We start from the raw sequence: 20,385 nt of genomic DNA on the forward strand, positions 1-20,385 counted from the left end.
AGGTAACTGTCACCAGATAAGCCTTTCTCGTAGTAAAGGGAAATTACACAAAAATATAGAAAGGCAGAATAATCCCTTTCTTCAAATTAGATAATTATAGGAAGAGCATACTCTTATTCGATAACATACATTTCTAATTTTTTCTGTACAGCTTTAATCATTCGAGCAGATCCATAGCAAGTTTCTCCATTTCCCATTAGAATTTCTTTCTTTTTTAAGTCCACTTCCTGAATATTGTCGATATTTACTACGTAAGAATTATGACAACGAATGAAGCCTTCATACTCTTTTTCTATGTCTTTCAGCTTCCCATAAAACTCCACTTGACGATTATCCAAATGTAAAACAACTTTATGTAATGGGGAGGATTCAAAAAACATGATATCATCATAATTGACACTAATAATTTTATCTGCAACTCTTTGAACAAATTTTTTATTGGATGTCTTGTTCATTACTTGTTTTCTTTCATTAGTCACCTTCAAACAGCTAATAATCTTGCTCTGTACAGAATCGACATCATCTTTAATAATAAAATCCATCGCAGCTACTTTATAAATGAAATTTAAATATGTAAGTTCTGAGTGGGTTGTGATAAAAACAATATCACCTATTGGATCAATTTTTCTGATTTCCGCGCCAAGTGTGATACCATTCATCTCATGATTCAAGTCGATATCAAGAAAATATAAACCAGGTCGATTACTCTCCTTTATATAGGCTAATATTTCTTCTGGATCTGCAGTTGTTAGTATCAGTTGCATATCAAGGTTTTCAATCATTATGTAATTTGAAACATACCTGGCTATCTTTTCTCTTTGTTCCTTTTGATCTTCACAAATAAAAACATCAATCATCTCAATCCCTCACTTTAAAATGACAATTTCCTGCTTAAAAAATTCATCCTCTATAACTGTATCCAACTGTGTGTTATTTTCTTGATCAACCATTTTCTTCAGGCTAGTCAGCCCCAAGCCTCGATTTTCTCCTTTTGTTGAGAAACCTTTTTCGAAATATCGAAAGAGCTTATGCCCAGTATCTCTGAACGTATTCCAAACTACAAAGGACACGGATTGTTCAAACTCCACAAACCCCACTCGAACCATACCCTTTTCTACTTCTTCAGCTGCTTCAATGGCATTGTCTAAAATAATTCCGATGCAGCGGCACAACTGTACACTATCCATATTCAGATAATGAATTTCGTTAGGACATTCAAAAACCACATCTATCCCCTTCTCCTGCGCTGTCATCAGTTTGGAGGATACCAAACCTTTCACTTCCGGGATTTTAAGTTGGGACAATCCCCTCATTTTAAAATCATTGTCACGAATCTTTTGACTGACGCGCATAATATTGTCATTAAAATAGCTTTCTAAAGCATTCATATCACGATTGGTGATGTATTCTGACATAGAAGTCAAGATATTGACGTAATCATGTCGGAAAGTTCGCATTTCATTATAGTTTTTTTCCAATTGTTCAGTGTACATTTGTAGACTGTTTAGCTCAATTTCCTTTTCCCTCATCTCAAACTGCTTTCTGAAGGTATATACCAGAAACGACAAACTAACAGCAAAAATAACAAAATAGATAAATAAGTACAGCGTATTCATCAACACCAGCTTATTTTGATTTCCTGTTAATCGTACAAAAACAATCATTGTAAAATATACCACATATGTAAAAATACCCAAGAAAGCTGCAACTCGCATTAATTTCCCATCATCTGCATCTTTCTCAAAAATTCGGACAGTCACTTTTTTCCAAAAACCTATAAATATAAAGCCAATAGTCAATGTAATAAATTGATGAAGTACTGTCGCTGAAAAAATGATTTCGTTTGTTTCTATAAAGGTAGTACTAATCCCAAAGATTTTTACCATAATGAAAGTTGTTATATGATCAATTAGAATCGTAGCAATCATTATTGTTGATGTGTAGTACAATGCAGGTATCCACTTTAGATATGTATACCTCAACATAGCAAGAACAAACGCAAATATTAATAACGAACCAAAAATATCTAAATACGAATATAGCCCAGCCATAATTAAACTAAACAATATGGCCGCAATAATATTTTCCTTTCGAAAAAAACGTTTACCTATAATGAAACTTGCCAAAATGCAATAAAATAAAACCTGAATGAATGCTAATATTGCCATTCACTGACCCTCATTTCTATCTAGAAAACTCTACTGTATAGTATACTATAGATAAGTAAATAAACGGAATCAGGGAAGGCGTGTTAGAGGAAGGTTAGGAAATTAAAAGAAAGACAAAACCTGATTAACCTTATATTCCAGCTCTTAAAGCCATCACTTCTACAAACTCTTTCAAAAAATTCATGTCAATCACACCATTTTTAAAACAGTAACTCATTATCAAAGGGCGCAGCAGTCAATATTTACTTATAAATATTCTCACCAAATCGTTGGAACTCATTTAAATCTTTTTTTGAGCTTAATAACAACTAATGAAATGATTAGAAGAAACAATGTGTACCCGATTGAAATCAGCATATCTTGATCGAATTCAAATGTCTGATTCCAAATTGAAATATACATTTTATTTAAATGATAGAACGGATTCACATAGGATACATTTTTCACAAAATTCGGAAGACTCTCCACAGGTACAGAAAAGCCGCCAGTGAACATAACAATTTGAAACAAAACAATAGACATAATTAGTGCTGTTTTTACTTCCTTGAAGTTCGAATAAATCGCATGAGAATAAACTAACATTACCGCATTAATAAGCAACAAACTTAAATATGAAACTAAGAAATTAACAATGGAAAGTTGCAAATCATAAATAAGTATGCCAATCAATGTTATGAACACAAATCCTGCAGTTGCAATAATAAATGACTTAGCAATACTGGACATTAGAAGAATTTTATTCGTTATAGGCGTAATGAAAAGTCTTTTTTCAATTCCTTCTGCGCGATTCATTACCTGATCAAAACCAAAGGCAAAAAATACTACTGAAAAACTAATTAGGACAATAAACGATGGTGTATACATTTGAACATAGTTCATTCCTCCGCTATAGGTTGCATTACTGAACATTTGTCCCATTAAAATATATGTCACTGGCGGTACAACAACTGTGAAAACTAAATAAAATAACTCTCTAAAAAACATGATTAAGTCATATTTAATTTGTGTTAATAACATCTTTTCTCCCCCTTATTTAGAAATTTTATCAAGATAAAAGCTATTAATAGACTTATAACCTGATTTCAGTATATTTTCTGGCGTATCATATACTTCGGTTACACCGTCGTTAATGAATAGAACTTTATCACAGTAGAGTTCGATTTCGTCCATGTAATGAGTCGATAAAATCACTGTACTGTCATTTTTTTTAATATATCCTGTGATGCTTTCCCATAATATGTTCCGCATATGAGGATCCAGACCAGTAGTCGGTTCATCCAAAATAATCAAACGAGGTTTTGAAGAAAAAGCAATCGCTAGGCTAACCTTTTGCTTCCAGCCTCCAGATAAATTATCAAAAAACGTATTTAGATGCTCCTGCAATTCAAACTCTTCGATAATTTCATTTAAATCTTCTTTGCTACCATAATAGGCACGAAAAAGATCTAGTAATTCTTTTAATTTTAATTTTTTATAAAACTGTGTAGGCTGAAGTACAGCAGAAATATTACTTTTGATTTCTTCCAGTTGAGCTTGATCAATTTCCTTTAAGTTATTACCAAAAACAGCTACCTTGCCGTCATTATAATCTTTGATCGTCATTAAAATTTCCAAGAACGTCGATTTCCCAGCGCCATTTTTACCGATAACACCAATAATTTCTCCTTTTTTAGCAGTAAAATCTATCCCTTTCAGAACAGCTTTTTTCCCATAGTTCTTTGTTAATTTTTCTACCTTTACGTTGTAATCCTGCATGGTTCACCCTCCTAATTTACATACATACTATAACTCGAGAATTCTATTGTTTTTCATTCCATGCATACATTCTGCTCCTCTATACTTAGATGTCCAAAGTATTTGATTTAGGTGTTCTATTTTTATTCCTAACTGTCAACAAGATTCCTTGTGGCATCACTTGAGCTATTTGAACAGGCAGACTGCTTCAAAAGGGTGCTCAACCTATCGGATAATGTTAAAACACTGCAAAAAATAACAGAATCTAATCGTGTGGATAAAGAAATATAAAGTCTTATCCGCAGTATAAGGAGAAGTAAAGAGGTTAATGAAATTGAAACAACTTGAAAAAGTTTGCATGATTTTGTCATGCGTTTTATACATTTTTTATCCCTCTTATCTTTTCTTTTTCTTCTTTTATGTACTGTTAGCTTAACGATTCCTCTTTCATAATCCGTGAGATTTTCAAAAACACAGTTTCTAATAATTCATTTTCTTAATGCTGTGAAGATCGAAAAAAACTACCAGACATAAAGTCCAGTAGTTCAGCTAATTCAATATATACTTTTAGACACCCGGGGTTATTATGGTCTTTTTTCTTTACATAGACCAGTCATGTACCACATTACTATTTAAATATTTTTTAAAAGAAGGTTTCCATTCTGACAAATCCTGATAAACAAACGTTATATTGTCACATATTTTATCTGCGACTTCGTACATATGTTTAATATCATTAGCCGTAAATAATATATATCCTTTGCGCCCTGTACTGTCTACAATAGTTGGTATGGTGTCGCCCTCTTTTACTAATAGATCAATTAATACGATCTCGGATATGTTAGCTAACCCTTTATACTTGATTTCTTTTAAGCAACCTGTTTTTGGAATCAAGCTTAAAGACATAGCTTGACAATTTGAAGGTCACATCTAAATTCATCTATAGTCTTAGTAGCTAACGCATCATAATAGTATCCAAATTGAGATATGCCGGTTGTCAGTTCTACCATTTTCCAAATGTTACCTCCACCTATCCTCACTTGAGACTCTATGATTATTGGCTTATTTTGTTTGTCTATCTTTACCTCTGTATGTGTAATGCCATCTTCCAGTTGCATGTCGTCCAAAAATAGCATTACTTTCTCGATGATTAGATTCTTTTGATATTCATCTATAGGTGCCGGCATAATAGTATAGTTTATTAAAAACGTATCTTCCTTAAATATTTCAGCTGATATAGCTAGTATAGAATGTTTTTTGTTATAAGAAACGGCTTCGACCGTATAAACTTCGTCACCTTCCACGTACTCTTCCACTAAAATAGGTAATTGAATACCGTTATCTTTAATAAATAGCTCTACGTCATCTCCTATGTCTAGCTTAGATACACCTTTACCACCTGCGCCAATCGGGGGCTTTATAATAATACTATCTTTTTTGTTCAAAAATTCATCAATGTCTTTTATGTTGTTGCAAACTATCGAATCTATCGAAAAGTCTTTGCCTGCTAGAATTTCACGCATCATGTCTTTGTTACGGGTTATCATATTAGCGTTGTAAGAAACTCCTTTAACATTAAAAATCTTTGCAATTATGCTAGCCGTATCTAGGGCTACTTCGTTGAAAGATACAACCACATCAAACGGTTTCTCTTTGTACAATTCTTCAGCATAGTACACACAGACGGGTATGTTTGTTGTGTCTATTTCTTTTTTATAGAAACACTGTTCTAAGATCATTCCATCGAAATATATGTGTTTAGTGTAAGACCCTATATACGAAACAGCATACCCCCTATCTAAAGCATCTTGTATAGGTTTTGTCCATCCCCCTATAAATAAAATGTGTGGTGTTTTTTCTATGTCAGTTCCTTTTGATACCTTAAACATTATAATCACCTCCTCTAAATTGAACTCGTATATTCAATGTTGGTTCCTTTTGATATGCCTCGCCTTAACAACACTATTAAACACAATGTTGTTCCGAATCCCCCTATAAATAACGTTGTTTGAAGCCCAAAAATAGAAACTAAAAAAGCACTAGCAAAACTCCCTAATGCCCAAGCTCCCCAATTAAGCGTACGCTGTACAGCATTTACTCTGCCAAGCATGTGACTTGGCGAGACAAGTTGTCGTATAGTTGCAGCGTAAGGGCCAAATACACCTTCTCCCATACCATGTATGATACTTGCAGCTACTATACCGATAACGGTTCCTAAATATCCCATTATCGGTATTAAGGACAGACCGATAACTGATACAGTAGCGCTATAAACAAGCATTTTTGTATTATTAATTTGTTTACTCTTTTTTACGAGTATCGTATTACCTATTAAAAATCCCAGCGCTGCCGAACCTACAACAAAGCCTATTTCAAGTTCAGATAGATCCATTACCTTATAAAGAAATATTACTAAAATGCTATTTAGTATGTATTTTAAAAAAACCGTAAACAGCGCCACAACTTACAATTGGCTCCAATACAGGATGGTTTTTAAAATATATTAAACCTTCATATATGTTTTTATATATCGATTTTATATTTACGTTTTTTAAAGAGCCTTCTGTATGCGGTTTAAACCCTGAAATAAACAATACACACACAAAACACACAAAATACGTTACTGCGTCAACCGTGAATAAGCCTGTTAATCCAACTAGAGTAATGACAATTCCTGCTAGCATAGGACCAATTACTATAGAAAGGGACTCCGAAAGGGCTAGCTGAGCATTTCCTCTTTTTAAGTTGTTTTTATCAGTTAATATTTCAGGTAAGAAAGAAGGAATTGCAATGTTATAAAACGTAGTAAATATTCCATTTAAAAACATAAGAAATACCAATAAAGGGAACGTTATTATATTTGTTACAGTCAGTATGAATACTGATAAAAATAAAACGCCTTGACATATACTACAAATTAGCAAAACCTTTTTTCTATGAAGGACGTCTATCAAAGCAACGGCTACTAAACCGAAAATTAGGTAGGGTATGAATATAATCCCACGAAGCAAGGCAGCATTCGCCTCACTTGTTTCTAGCACCTCTAATGCAAAAAGAGGCAAAACTACTATTGTAAACTGAGTACCTAGCAAACTTATAGACTGACCTAGCCAAAGCTTGAAAAAATTAAAGTTTTTTTATTTTTCATAAGACGCCTCCAATAATTCGAATTTAAAAAGAATAAAATAAATATCGCAATATTCAGAAATTTAACGATTCTATTTATTCATACAATCACTGCCTATTTTTTACGGCTCAAACCCAGCCTGGCTCACATAAACGTGATTTTCCGGAAAGATTTCAATGAATCGGTTATATACTTTTTCAATCACATGTGGTCCATACCAATCTTCTAAACCAAGTTGGGCATATTTTTTCTCAATACCTAGTTTTCTTGTGCGTTTTCCACCACTGCCATCGCCCATGAAGTAGTCATCAATACAAATCCGATCGACGAATGGCTTCAATTTCATAGGGAAATATTCTCCACTCGGTAAGATGGGGGCTATAGCAACTTGAGTCGGTATTTCAGCAGCCACTAATTGTTCCAATGTCTTAAAGCGCGCCTGGATTGGGGGTGCCTTTGGTGTAAAATGTTTACGGATTGTTTCTGAATCTGTCTCAATAGTCATGCTTACTCGAACTTTATCTTTAAAATATTGCAGCAAATCGATATCTCGACTTACAAGTGGGCTTCTAGTCTGTACTAATAGGAAGTCAGGAGGATCTTCTACCATAACTTCTAGTAAAGATCGCGTCACTTTCTCCTTATGCTCTATGGGTTGATACGGGTCTGTACTTGATGACATAAAAATGGTTACATTCCCTTTGGCTTTGGCGCGACGAAGCTCCTTTTTTAATAAATTCGCAGCTCCTTTTTTAACATCGATCCAATTTCCCCATTCCCCTTCACGAAAAAGAGATACAGGCATTTCGCGTACATAACAATAGGAACACCCAAATGAACAGCCTGTATAAGGATTTAGTGAATGCGTATATCCAGAAAGGAAGCCAGTCCCTTTATTCAGAATCGTTTTCGGATTTTTATAGAATAATTCACTTTTCATGACGAAACCTCCATTCATTGTACGGCAATAATTACTCATTGCTTGATGAAGCTTGCTTTTCTAGATCCAGGAGTAATGTTTTCATTTCTATCCCGCCCCGATAGCCAGTTAATGAGCCATTCTTCCCTATTACACGATGGCATGGTACAGTAATTAATACTGGATTAGCCCCAATAGCCGCTCCTACAGCACGAACAGCTGATGGTTTTTTTATATCATTTGCAATATCGGAATAGGACTTCATCTGTCCATAAGGAATTTCACAAAGTGCATCCCAGACTGCTAGCTGAAATTGCGTACCTACGTACTCAAATGGAACAGTAAAGGTTTTCCGCTTCCCTTCTAGATACTGAGTGATTTCAACAACATAGGGTTCAAGCTTTTCATCATCCTCAACAAGGGGACTTCCTGGAAAGCGTTTCTTAGCCCATTCGAACATTTCCTCGAATGGTTTGTTCTGTGAACCTACAAACACAAGCCCCTTTGCAGTTGAAGCAATATAAAAATGCCAATCCTTAAACTTAAGTAAAGACCAATAAAGGGTTGTTTTATTCTTTGTTTCCATAGTACTTTTCCTCCATTTTGCTTATTTGACGAAATTGCGCTGGTGTCTGTCCAGTTTTCTTTTTAAATAAGGTAATAAAATAAGGTGTGTTAGTCATACCCACACATATGGCGATATCTCCAATCGCTTTGTTTGTCTGAATCAAATACTTTTTAGCCGCGTGTACTCTAATTTGTTGTATATACTCAACCGGCGTAATTCCTTTAATCTTTTTAAATGTTCGATGCAAATGATACGGACTCCCATGACAAATAGTTGCTATCGATTCTAGCGTTAACTTTTCTGTGAAATTTTTATCAATGTATTCAGTAATTAAATCAACCCACTCGCTATCAGGTAGATTTTCATTAGTGGGCTTGCAACGTTTACAAGGACGAAAATTTGCCCGGAGAGCTTGTTCTACGTTTGGAAAAATGCATACATTTTCTTTTTTCGGAACGCGAGATTTACAAGATGGTTTACAAAATATCCCCGTCGACTTTACAGCGTAGAAAAATTGATTATTGAACGCTGCATCATTGTTTAGTATTGCTTGCCACTTTTCATCCGGTATCATTTCTACATTATTCGACATTCTATGTCCGTTATTAATACTATCCGGCATTGACCTCACCTCTCCTTACAATATACTCCCTATAAATTCAGAATGTATAGTTCTGGGAATGTAATAGCAAGATATTGAAGTTAAATTTTTATCCCGCATTAACGGGCTGTAAGATTCCAACCTCAAAACATAGAGAAATCGGAGATGTTTAGGTGGGAGATGAACAGCCCGATTAGTTTAACTAATGTTCAGTGTGGGATGAAGAAAACCCCCACTGATCAAAGTTTCACTTTATTTAGAATCGTGAAAAATGATTCCAAAACCGTATCGTTCTCCAGAAGTAACCGTGCTTACTCCGTGACGAACCGCATTTTTGTAATATCCTTTTTTGCCCAAAACAGGTCTGTAGTTAGTAGGGAAAATCAGTGCACTGCCTTGTTCCAAAGTAATGACATGTCCCCTACTCTGAGCACGAGGAATTTGTTCCACTAATAGAGATTCTCCACCACAAAAGTCTTTTTCACGTTGATTTAATACAAATACTACTTGAAGCGGGAAAAATATGTCGCCATATAAATCTTGATGCAAACAATTAAATCCGCCTGTTTCATACTTTAATAGTAAAGGTGTAGGTCTAGTTTGTTCATATTTTCCGCAGGTGTTCAAAAAATCTTGAAGATGAGCTGGAAACTGTTCTGTTTTCTTTAAATAACCTAACCATCGATTAGCTGTTTTGGCCAACTCTACATAAAAGGACTCTCTTAAACTTTGGATGATTTCAGGTAATGGATAGGAAAAATATTTGTACTCCCCATTTCCAAAGCGATATCTCGTCATATTGATTGTCGTTCTATATGGCTCTTCCTCACAATTCAATTGTTTGAAGAATTCACATTCCTCTTTAGTTAAAATCACTGGAAGCTTTGCGAATCCTTGCTCATCTAATTCATGTTGAATTGAATCCCAATTTAAGCTCTCGACACGTGTTTTTATATTTTGGACCATTTTTATCAACTCCTATTTTACATTCTTGATAATTAACACTATAACCTCATCAATAGAAAAAAATAAGGTGTTTAGAATGTAATAGCAAGATAACAAAATTAGGTAAGATTATTTTGTGATAAAGTAAAATTACAGTCAGTGTGAGTATAAAAAATCGGAATTAGATGAGGAGAATGAAAAGTGATATGGCATGAAATTAATGATGATATTGTAATTGCATTACCTGAAAACTTCGACATGAACGTAAACCTAGGTTATCTAACAAGGGAAAAAAATGAATGCATGTACGAAATTGAGAACGATACCATTACAAAAATTATAGTCATTGGGGAAATTCGGTCCTTAGTACAGATAAGCGTAATCAATAAACAAATGGTTGTTCAATTCCTAAATAATACGAGACCTAATGAAAAGTGGAAACGGGAAGAGATTGTAAAATATATGTATGAATGGTTTGATCTTAATAACGATTTAACGCCATTTTATGAAATGGCAAATGCAGACCCATTACTTAAAATGCCTGCCCAAAAATTCTATGGGTTGCGAGTTATCGGCATTCCCGATTTATTTGAAGCTTTATGTTGGGGAGTTTTAGGGCAACAAATTAACTTAGCCTTCGCGTACTCCTTAAAGAAGCAATTTGTAGAAAGATATGGCGAATCCATTGATTGGAATGGTAAAAAGTATTGGGTGTTTCCACCGTACGAACGAATTGCACAGTTAACACCTACCGACTTAGCAGATATTAAAATGACGGTAAAAAAAAGTGAATATATTATTGGAATTGCTAAATTAATGGCAAGTGGAGAATTATCGAGAGGGAAATTAATGAAAATGAACTTTAAAGATGCTGAAAAAAACTTAATTAAAATTCGAGGAATCGGTCCTTGGACAGCCAATTATGTTTTAATGCGCTGCCTCAGGTTCCAGTCAGCTTTTCCAATCGATGATGTAGGTCTTATTAATTCGATAAAAATATTACGTAATATGGAGCGCAAGCCTACGAAAGATGAAATCTTAGAATTATCGCTTCCATGGGAAAACTGGGAGTCATACGCTACCTTTTATTTATGGCGTGTCCTTTACTGATCTTTAATTTTAAACCAAGGTGGATGCCACACCGCCAGTTCCTTGACCCTCTTTAATCCATCTCGACACAAAAACACCCCTTTAGATAAACATATCCAAAGGGGCAAAGCTTCGCGAGTTTATTTTAAACATCGCATCTTTTTTATAAACGTTTTATAGGCCACATTTTAACTGTGCTGCACAGTTTGTACATGTGTTACAGCCACCGATTTCTTCTACAGTTCCTTTACGGCATACAGGACAAGTATTCCCTACATCCGAACCAATAACTGTTGTCGATTCTAATGCTTGAATCGTATCTACTAATACAACTGGACGCTTCGTTGGTACTTCTACTAATTCTTCCTCAAATGATAGTTGATCCATATCATTTTCTTCAGCCTTTAGTGTCAGTACTTGTGAATCACGGCTACCATCTACATAGACCGTACCACCTTTAGCGCCACCTTTATATAAACGCTCGTATACTTTTTCAACTTGTTGTACTGTATAACCTTTTGGTGCGTTTACAGTTTTTGAAATAGATGAATCAATCCATTTTTGGATGATACATTGTACATCAGCATGTGCTTCTGGTTTTAATTCCATCGCCGTTACGAACCAATCAGGAAGATTATTCTCATCTACTTCCGGATGACGTTCTAAATATTCTTGTACGATTTCTGCTTTTACCTCGATGAATTTACCTAAACGACCTGAACGGTAATATGTGAACGAGAAGTATGGCTCAAGACCAGTTGCCACACCAACCATCGTACCAGTAGAACCAGTTGGAGCTACTGTTAGTAAATGCGAGTTGCGAATACCTGTTGCTAAAATTTGATCTTTAATATGCGCAGGCATTTTTTGCATAAAGCCAGTTTCAGTGAATGCTTTACGTAAACGTGCTGTCTCTTCCTCTGTTGCTCCTACAAGGAATGGGAAGCTACCGCGTTCTTTTGCAAGTTCTGTTGAAGCTTCATAAGCAGTCTCAGCAATCGTTTTAAAGATTTCATCAACTAGCTCATTACCCGCTTCTGAGCCGTATTCTTTCTCACAATAAATGAGTAAGTCTGCTAAGCCCATTACGCCTAAGCCAACACGACGCTCACCTAAAGCTTGTACACGGTTTTCTTCTAAGAAGTATGGTGTAGCATCAATAACATTATCTTGCATACGAACACCAACACGAACTGTTTCACGTAGTGCTTCAAAATTAATTGTTTGATCTTCTTTATTCGCAAACTGTGCTAAGTTCACAGCTGCTAAGTTACACACAGAATATGGTGCAAGTGGTTGTTCCCCACATGGGTTAGTCGCTACAACGCTTTGACCATAAGCTTTTGCGTTAGTCATGTCATTGGCGTTGTCGATGAAGAAAATACCTGGCTCTGCAGAGTACGTTGCACAAACGTTGATTAAATTCCATAATTCCTTCGCTTTAATCGTGCGGTATGTGCGTACTTTATAGCCCATTTTCTCCCATTCGCGCACATCTCCAACTTTATGCCACTCACTGTTGTAAATAGCCATTTCTTCTTTTGTATATTCTTCAACAGCTGGGAAACGAAGCTCGAATTCAGCGTCATTTTCAACTGCTTCCATAAATTCTTTTGTTAATGTTACAGAAATATTCGCACCAGTTAAAAACTCTGAATTGTGAACAGTATAAGTTCCGCCATCGCGTAGTTTGTTTTCCGCTTCGCGAATAATAGCTGTATCAAAACCACCTAAGCCTTCGATACCTTTATAGTTAACAATACCTTGGTACATAGCTTCCTCTTGAGATGATAGAGGTTTAAAGTTTAATTTTTCTTTTGCTAGACGAATAATTGTTTTATCCGTTGTATTTTCGATTAGGTATCGTAGAATACGTGGATTTTGCATTTTCGAAATAATAAATTCCACGATATCAGGATGCCAATCTGCCAGCATAATCATTTGTGCCGATTTCTTACGCGGGTTCGCTACACCCACTCTCTATGTCGCCATAGAAGTTGAGACCATATCTTACATCTTAATAGATGTCCTCGCACTTCGGAGTGGCTTCACTCCTACTCTACTCACTTCCGCTAACTAGCGTGTTTTCGATGGTCGTTGAACCTTCCTCTATGTAAGAGGCTTGGCTGCTGATTGTCTTTATCCCACTGCTATTTTCAAGCATTCACGCTTACCGTTTCCAGTTACGTTGTAGCTAGCAGTGCATTTATAATGCGTTTTTTAACATTTTCAAAATCATTTTTTATCTCATCTTCCCAGAAACGGAGTAATGTATATCCATGCGCTGCTGCAATTTGATTTTTTTCGATATCCCTAGCTTTTACCCTCTTTTGAACATCATAAAAGGAGGAATAGAACTTTGGATTTCCATGCCAAAAATCGCCATCACATTCAATTAGAATATTTGTCCCAACTAGTAAAAAATCAAATTGTGCACCTTCAAATATAAAGGAATATTTATAAGGGATTGATTGTTCAACTAAGAAATGCTCGAGAGCTCTTTCAATACTAGTTTTTCTAAATGTTTCCCTCTCTAATTGTTTTAATGCAGCTTGCCGAATTTTTTCTATTGTTTCTTCACTATAAACCCCTGTCTTACCGCTGTTCCATGAAGGAGTTCCATTCATTTTTCTAGTTTTAGCTGTTTTTGAAATGATATTTTCAAAATGAACCTTCTTTTGTTCATTGGACATGTCATTATGCCAATTTCCTGTATTTTGTGATCGCAGCCTACTCGCACACTCTTTACTACAAGTTTTAGTCTGCCGATGTTTTTCATCGAATAGTTTTCCACAAATTACACAAGTTAAAGGCTTACCTTTTCCTCGACAGCTTCTACTACAAAACTGATTGGGAATACCACGCCTCAATTTAACCTTTTTATTACATAAAATATATTGGCAGGTCACCATTTCTACTGGATAAAAATAAGATATTAAATAATTATCTAATGTTAAGCTATGCTCATTTTTCAAATGAGACGTAAACCTTCCTTGTTTATTATGATCTATTGTAAAACCACATATCAAACAAGTTTGTGGCTGTTTCGCATCATAAACATCCATAATTCCCACCTCGATTAAAGTGACAATATTTCCGTTAAAGAGTTCCCAGCAATTCACGAGGTTTGTTTACGCAGAAGCACCTAGATTATGCTTACCTCTGCGGCTACCACCTTGTTCGACAAGATGAGTCAGCTTCGCAATATCATCTAACCATGATACAGAGCCAGATGATTTACCATTTACACCACGTGCTAAAGTGTTACGTGGACGCAATGTTGAACCATTTGTCCCTACACCACCACCGCGGCTCATAATTTCCATCACTTGCTTACGGTGATCACTTATTCCTTCACGTGAATCTGCTACAAATGGCATTACGTAACAGTTGAAGAAAGTTACATCCGTTTCAGATCCTGCTCCGTAAATAACTCGTCCAGCTGGAATGAATTTTAATGAAACTAGCTGCTCATAAAACTTCTCAAACCATTCTTGGCGTTTCTCTTGTGTTTTTTCAACAGAAGCAAGTCCTGTTGCATTTCGTTTTGCGATTTGTTCATAAAATATTTCAAGAGGCTTTTCTAGCACGTCAATTGAACGCGTAATCACACCCGTTTCTTGCTCTTTCGGATCATCTATAGCACTACGGTAATCTTCCTCAATCAAAATTTCTGCTGTTTTCGTAGACATATCAAGCTTTTGGATTGTCCCTAAACCACGTGCAGGGAATTTTGGATCTGCCTTCACTGTTAATACGACGAAATCACCGGCTTTTAACGTTTTCTTTTCCGTATCTTTAAACGAGTAGCGATCGATCATTACAAGTCTTGATACACCTTTATGCGTAATGTGCATATCAGGTGTTACAGGATGAACCTGCGGAAATTGTTCAATATCTTTGTTTAACTGTTCAAATTTGTTTACTTCGGGTTGATGATTTGTGAGTACCATCGTTTTGCCTCCCTTATTTTCTGCTTTACAAATATAAATACACAATATCATGTGTCGTTAAACACTACATATTGTGTATATTTCTTTTAAAACGATACTATATATAGTTTTTTAATTCAACTCTTGCAATTTCGAACAGAATGCGAACTGCTTGTTATCACAAGGATCGAACGATAAAAAAATATTTTTCTTATACCATTTTTTATTTTTTGAAGTTCCAATCATCACATGCATATTTTTTTTCTTCTAGTGAATGTACATATTCTAATTGCTCCTCAGAAAGTGTAAATGGTTTTAAATCAATTTGCAACGATTTTGCAAAACCATCTCTAAAAGCTATCACACATTGTTCAATAGTCACAGGTTCTTTAACAAGGTTATTGATAGCAACCGCTTTTTCAGGCATCTTTCTACGCATACGTGCCTTCGCCTCTTCACTTGAAAAATTGAAGACAGATAATAATTTTTCTTGATCTAAATCAAGTAAAATAGCTCCGTGCTGTAAAATAACACCTTTTTGACGAGTTTGTGCACTACCTGCCACTTTTTTACCTTCCACTACAAGCTCATACCAACTTGGCGCATCAAAGCAAACTGCACTTTTAGGTTTCTTTAAGTCCGCTCTTTGTTCTTCAGTATTAGGCACACTAAAATAAGCATCCATACCTAGATTATGAAACCCTTGCAATATCCCTTCACTTAACACTCTATATGCCTCTGTCACTGATTCAGGCATATCTGGATAGCTTTCTGAAACAATGACACTATAAGTCAATTCATGTTCATGTAAAACGGCTCTACCACCTGTTGGACGACGAACAAAGCCTAGCCCTTGTTCTCGCACCGCTTCTAGATTAATATCTCTTTTCGCTTGTTGAAAATAGCCAATCGAAAGAGTTGCTGGCTCCCACTCATAAAAACGAATAACCGGTGGAATTAAACCTTCACTATGCCAATCAAGTAATGCTTCGTCTAATGCCATATTGAAAGATGGGCTACATTTCCCTGAATTTAGAAAATACCAAGTTGTCATATTTTCATCTCCTACAATTAATCATTTATGCCTCGGCATAAATGCGTCGGGAATCGACTTTGTGCTTGCACAAAGAAATCCTTTTCGATTCCGTGACATCCGCCGGAGGCTTTACCTTTTGCGAACGTGTACAAAATAAGGCTCATTGCTATAGCAAGTGGTTGATTTCCGTTACGGCTAGGCGCTTTCCTGGGGGCGTCCGATGAGCCGCTTCGCTTCGCTGCAGGGTCTCATCTGTGACGCTAATCCCCGAGGAGTCGCCTAGCCTTCACTCCAATCAACCTATATAGGACATACATTTTAACAAATTTCATCCTACTCTTAATGATGAGCCAAAAATAGTGCTTCTCAAATTTTGACACTTTTCGTTTAATTCTATTCTTTATTGGAAAAATCCCCACACTAAACCAAGAAATTAGTGTATGATTCTGTGGCCTTTCACTAAAACATTCATATACAAAAGATAGATTAATTCTAGCCACAATCTAATTAATTTTATCAAACTCATTGGACTATCGCTAGCGCATCTTTTATAATAATAAAGAAGATAGAAAGGGGTAAGAAATTTTGTTAAACATACTTATCACAATCGGTGTTATTTTAGTAGTCGTAATTGCATATATCGGCATCAATGCCCTACGACTAAAAAAAGCCGTAACAAACCTAACACAAGAACAATTTATTGAAGGTTATCGTAAAGCGCAGCTTATCGACGTACGTGAGCAAAAAGAATTTGATGCAGGTCACATTCTTGGTGCACGTAATGTTCCTTCAACAACTCTACGTCAACGTCACAAAGAAATCCGCCCAGATTTACCAGTATATTTATACTGTCAAAATACAGGCCGTAGCGCACGTGCTGCTCTATTTCTTAAAAAACGTGGCTACAACCAAATTTACCAACTTCAAGGCGGCTTCCGTACTTGGACGGGTAAAGTAAAGTCTAAAAAATAATTTCAAAAAACCGTTAAGGCATAAGTGACTACTATAAAATTTATTTATATATACCTATATCACTTTGTTTTAAACAGGAAGAAACCATCTCAAATGACTATGAGATGGTTTACTTTTTGCAAAAAAATTCTGAGTTTCTACTATATTATATTTATTGTTTAACGTCTGACAACTTATGGAACAGAAAAAAGTAGAACGTGAGGCAATATACTGCTCACATCACATTCAACTTCCTTCACCAAAATTCTAGCTGCTTCCCGCACTCGTCCCTCGCCTTTTTAACCCTTTATACTAACCATTAAACATGATCCATATTTTAACGTATGTCTAAAAATACTATTTTTCGTATAATTTTTACCTAGAGGAACTCCAATCTTCTTTTTTTCTGAAAAAGACTGAAATTTACCCTTGAATAATTATGGTAGCACTGATAGGATGTATAATATCTTAAAATAATGTCATTAAGACATACAATACAAGCTATGAATGCTATGGATAAAACTATAGCAGGAGCAGTTCTGGAGAGAGCGCATTTTGCGTCGCCGAAGGGTTCACTATCTCAGGCAAAAGGACAGAGGAGTAATATTAACTTTCATCATGAAAGCTATACCACACGAATGTTTTCTTTTTTACATACAACATTCGCTATCGGTATTTGTTATTCTGTCGTTTACGAGACTAGTGTCACTACTAGTCTCTTTTTTATTTCCAGTCATAGTTTTTACGTATCTTTGAGGGGGAGCAACGTGGAACAACAACAACAATTAAAACGTGAATTAAAAAATCGCCATGTGCAGCTCATTGCGATTGGCGGAACAATCGGTACTGGTTTATTTTTAGGCTCCGGTAAAGCGATTGCTTTAGCAGGACCTTCCATCATCTTCGCCTATCTAATTGTCGGAACCGCCTTATTTTTCGTCATGCGGGCTTTAGGGGAACTGTTATTATCGAATGCTGGCTATACATCATTTACTGATTTTGCATCCGAATACATAGGACCTTGGGCAGGTTATATTACTGGCTGGACATACTGGTTCTGCTGGATTATGACCGCTATGGCAGATATTATTGCTGTCGGCGTTTATGTACAATATTGGTTTGATATACCGCAATGGGTCCCTGCAATTGGCTGTTTAGTCCTGTTGCTAATGTTGAATCTATTAACTGTAAAACTATTTGGCGAACTAGAATTTTGGTTTGCACTAATAAAAGTCATTACTATTGTGGTATTGATTGCGATCGGACTATTCATGTTATTTACAGGCTTTCAAACAAGCTCTGGCACAGTTTCTGTTGAAAATCTTTGGGCACATGGCGGGTTATTCCCGAACGGCCTACATGGGTTCTTAATGGCATTCCAAATGGTTGTTTTCGCTTTTGTTGGTGTCGAGCTAGTAGGGGTTTCTGCTGCTGAAACGGCCGATCCTAAAAAAAATATACCTTCTGCCATTAACAAAATTCCATTACGCATTTTATTATTTTACGTAGGGGCGCTATTTGTTATTTTATGCATTAATCCTTGGAATGAAATGTCTGCCACTAGTAGTCCATTTGTACAAGTATTTACACTAGCCGGTATTCCAATTGCTGCAGGGATTATTAATTTTGTCGTTCTAACATCTGCCGCTTCGGCTGGTAATAGTGGTTTATTTTCTACAAGTCGCATGCTCTTTAATCTTGGAAACAACAAGCAAGCTTCGCCAACCTTTGCAAAGCTTAATAAAAACAGTGTCCCAAGCAACGCACTTGTTGTGTCGGCAATTGTTGTATCTGTTGGTGCATTACTAAGTAAATTAATGCCTGAAAACGCCTTTAGTGTTGTGACAACGATTAGTGCCATTTGCTTTATTTGGGTATGGAGTATTATATTAATCTCTCATATCATCTATAAACGTAAAAATCGTGCACTTCATGAAGCATCAATTTTCAAGTCACCTTTTACTCCGTTCGTGAACTATTTAGTACTTGCCTTCTTTGCATTTCTATTAGTAGTGATGTTCATTTCAGAGGCAACTCGTACCGCATTACTATTGACACCAATTTGGTTTATATTGCTGCTGATTCTTTATAAGAAAAAAAGAAAGTAATACGCTAAATTACATTGACCTGGATAGTGACACTTTAAGCAAAGTGAAGCTATTCAGGGCTTTTTTTATTAAAAATTAGCGGTATTTTCTTGGCGGATGTTTAGAAATCCGCGGAAAGAAGTAAAAAAGATGACTTCATTTACTGAAGTCATCTTTCTTTAATTGATTAAAAAATATTCATATTCCATTCGGTAGCGATATGTTTAAGTAAATTCACGCCGGCTACGCTGTTCCCGATGTCATCAATTGCTGGTCCATATATGCCAATACCGCACCCAGCAGGAAAAGGTGAATCTAAGCCTGCATGACTTGGTACAGCCGCCAAAATCGCTCCGGAAACACCACTTTTTGCGGGTAACCCGATAAATGCAGCAAATTTACCAGAAGCATTATACATACCACAAGTAACCATCAATGCCTTTGCTAATTTTGCTACTTGCTTAGGAAAAAGTTGTGTTTTTGTTAGAGGATGATAGCCATCATTGGCGATTACTAAACCAATCATTGCTAAATCTGAAACATTTACTTCAATCGCACATTGTTTTAAATAAACTTCCAATGCTTCCTCTACAGGACAGTCTAAAAAGCCAGAATCCATTAAATAATAGGCTAATGACCGATTTCGATTTGCAGTTTGCCACTCAGATTGATAAACCTCTTCATTCACCTTTAATTTCTTGCCAACCATTTGCTCTAAAAAACAAAGGATTTTTGAAACCTTCTCTTGCGGAGAATTTCCGTCAAGCATAGAGGATACTGTAATAGCTCCTGCATTAATCATTGGATTAAAAGGTTTTCCAGGCTGATGGCTTTCTAGACGAATGATTGAATTGAAGGTGTCACCTGTAGGTTCAACATCTACTCGTTCTAAAACATATGGTAACCCTCGTTCCATACACGCTAAAATAAATGTAACGACCTTTGAAACACTTTGCAGCGTAAATAATTCAGTTGTCTCTCCGGCTTTCATTTCGTCATTATTAGTGCCGATAATCGAAATCGCTAATTGATTTGGATCTTTTTCAGCTAAAGCAGGAATATAACTTGCGCATTGCCCCTCTTTAGCAAAAGGACGAAACTGTTCCACCCATTCTGCCGCAAGTTGATGATTATTATGATTGTTATGTTCTGTCGGCATTTTGTAATCTCCTTTCAAAAAACGGCATTTTACGCCATAACTACTCAATAAGTACACTTAACTAAGAAA

The 20,385-nt window shown here is 35.9% G+C and carries 14 protein-coding genes, 4 pseudogenes and 1 riboswitch; of the genes and pseudogenes, 3 read left to right on the forward strand and 15 right to left on the reverse strand.

Going from position 1 to position 20,385, the window contains the following annotated elements; all coding sequences use genetic code 11:
- Positions 1–113 precede the first annotated feature (113 nt).
- The 10 genes and pseudogenes from ABE34_RS05885 to ABE34_RS05930 form a co-directional block, all read right to left on the reverse strand.
- Positions 114–857, reverse strand: coding sequence for a LytR/AlgR family response regulator transcription factor (locus ABE34_RS05885; protein ID WP_197141085.1), 744 nt, complete (start codon positions 855–857; stop codon positions 114–116).
- Positions 858–866: 9 nt separating this feature from the next.
- Positions 867–2,168 carry a sensor histidine kinase gene (locus ABE34_RS05890; protein ID WP_197141086.1) on the reverse strand — a complete coding sequence of 434 codons (1,302 nt, stop codon included), beginning with the start codon at positions 2,166–2,168 and terminating at the stop codon, positions 867–869.
- 276 nt (positions 2,169–2,444) lie between these two features.
- Positions 2,445–3,185, reverse strand: coding sequence for an ABC transporter permease (locus ABE34_RS05895; protein ID WP_197141087.1), 741 nt, complete (start codon positions 3,183–3,185; stop codon positions 2,445–2,447).
- A 12-nt stretch (positions 3,186–3,197) separates the two neighbouring features.
- Entirely contained in the window at positions 3,198–3,923 is a 726-nt protein-coding gene (locus tag ABE34_RS05900; RefSeq protein ID WP_197141088.1) for an ABC transporter ATP-binding protein, read from the reverse strand.
- 579 nt (positions 3,924–4,502) lie between these two features.
- A pseudogene (locus ABE34_RS05905) lies at positions 4,503–5,791 on the reverse strand (ATP-grasp domain-containing protein).
- A 14-nt stretch (positions 5,792–5,805) separates the two neighbouring features.
- Positions 5,806–6,994 (reverse strand): annotated as a pseudogene (locus ABE34_RS25615) (MFS transporter).
- Between the two features lie 156 nt (positions 6,995–7,150).
- Complete coding sequence (locus tag ABE34_RS05915; RefSeq protein ID WP_197141089.1) at positions 7,151–7,969, reverse strand: SPL family radical SAM protein; 819 nt, start codon at positions 7,967–7,969, stop codon at positions 7,151–7,153.
- A 31-nt stretch (positions 7,970–8,000) separates the two neighbouring features.
- The gene (adaB, locus tag ABE34_RS05920) at positions 8,001–8,534 is read right to left on the reverse strand and encodes a methylated-DNA--[protein]-cysteine S-methyltransferase (RefSeq protein WP_197141091.1); all 534 of its coding nucleotides are present in this window, start codon (positions 8,532–8,534) and stop codon (positions 8,001–8,003) included.
- A complete protein-coding gene (locus tag ABE34_RS05925) occupies positions 8,518–9,138 on the reverse strand; it encodes a bifunctional transcriptional activator/DNA repair enzyme AdaA (protein ID WP_197141092.1) in 621 nt (206 codons plus the stop codon). The genes adaB and ABE34_RS05925 overlap by 17 nt, the downstream gene beginning before the upstream one ends.
- A gap of 231 nt (positions 9,139–9,369) precedes the next feature.
- Positions 9,370–10,083 carry a 2OG-Fe(II) oxygenase gene (locus ABE34_RS05930; RefSeq protein WP_197141093.1) on the reverse strand — a complete coding sequence of 238 codons (714 nt, stop codon included), beginning with the start codon at positions 10,081–10,083 and terminating at the stop codon, positions 9,370–9,372.
- A 180-nt stretch (positions 10,084–10,263) separates the two neighbouring features.
- Here ABE34_RS05930 and ABE34_RS05935 point away from each other — a divergent pair, with 180 nt between their 5' ends.
- Positions 10,264–11,172, forward strand: coding sequence for a DNA glycosylase (locus ABE34_RS05935; RefSeq protein ID WP_197141095.1), 909 nt, complete (start codon positions 10,264–10,266; stop codon positions 11,170–11,172).
- A gap of 153 nt (positions 11,173–11,325) precedes the next feature.
- On the opposite strand, the pseudogene ABE34_RS05940 reads toward ABE34_RS05935, so the two are convergent.
- The 4 genes and pseudogenes from ABE34_RS05940 to ABE34_RS05955 all read right to left on the reverse strand — a co-directional run.
- Positions 11,326–13,107 (reverse strand): annotated as a pseudogene (locus ABE34_RS05940) (vitamin B12-dependent ribonucleotide reductase); the annotation flags it as partial.
- Between the two features lie 227 nt (positions 13,108–13,334).
- Positions 13,335–14,216 carry an endonuclease domain-containing protein gene (locus ABE34_RS05945; RefSeq protein WP_197141097.1) on the reverse strand — a complete coding sequence of 294 codons (882 nt, stop codon included), beginning with the start codon at positions 14,214–14,216 and terminating at the stop codon, positions 13,335–13,337.
- A 93-nt stretch (positions 14,217–14,309) separates the two neighbouring features.
- Positions 14,310–15,104 (reverse strand): annotated as a pseudogene (locus ABE34_RS05950) (ribonucleotide reductase N-terminal alpha domain-containing protein); the annotation flags it as partial.
- A gap of 202 nt (positions 15,105–15,306) precedes the next feature.
- A complete protein-coding gene (locus ABE34_RS05955) occupies positions 15,307–16,137 on the reverse strand; it encodes a lipoate--protein ligase family protein (RefSeq protein ID WP_197141100.1) in 831 nt (276 codons plus the stop codon).
- Between the two features lie 567 nt (positions 16,138–16,704).
- Between ABE34_RS05955 and ABE34_RS05960 the strand changes: the two genes are divergently transcribed.
- Together ABE34_RS05960 and ABE34_RS05965 are read left to right on the forward strand one after the other, a co-directional pair.
- Positions 16,705–17,091 (forward strand): rhodanese-like domain-containing protein, encoded by a 387-nt coding sequence (locus ABE34_RS05960; RefSeq protein ID WP_197141101.1) that lies wholly within the window; start codon positions 16,705–16,707, stop codon positions 17,089–17,091.
- A 508-nt stretch (positions 17,092–17,599) separates the two neighbouring features.
- Positions 17,600–17,676, forward strand: a riboswitch (glycine riboswitch).
- Positions 17,677–17,837: 161 nt separating this feature from the next.
- Positions 17,838–19,178: an amino acid permease gene (locus ABE34_RS05965; protein WP_197141102.1), complete on the forward strand. Its 1,341-nt coding sequence runs from the start codon at positions 17,838–17,840 to the stop codon at positions 19,176–19,178.
- Between the two features lie 166 nt (positions 19,179–19,344).
- Here the strand turns inward: ABE34_RS05965 and ABE34_RS05970 are convergent, their stop codons facing one another.
- Positions 19,345–20,316: a glutaminase gene (locus ABE34_RS05970; protein ID WP_197141103.1), complete on the reverse strand. Its 972-nt coding sequence runs from the start codon at positions 20,314–20,316 to the stop codon at positions 19,345–19,347.
- Between the last annotated feature and the right edge of the window lie 69 nt (positions 20,317–20,385).

The organism is Lysinibacillus sphaericus, assembly GCF_015844675.1.
GTDB lineage: Bacteria > Bacillota > Bacilli > Bacillales_A > Planococcaceae > Lysinibacillus > Lysinibacillus sphaericus_E.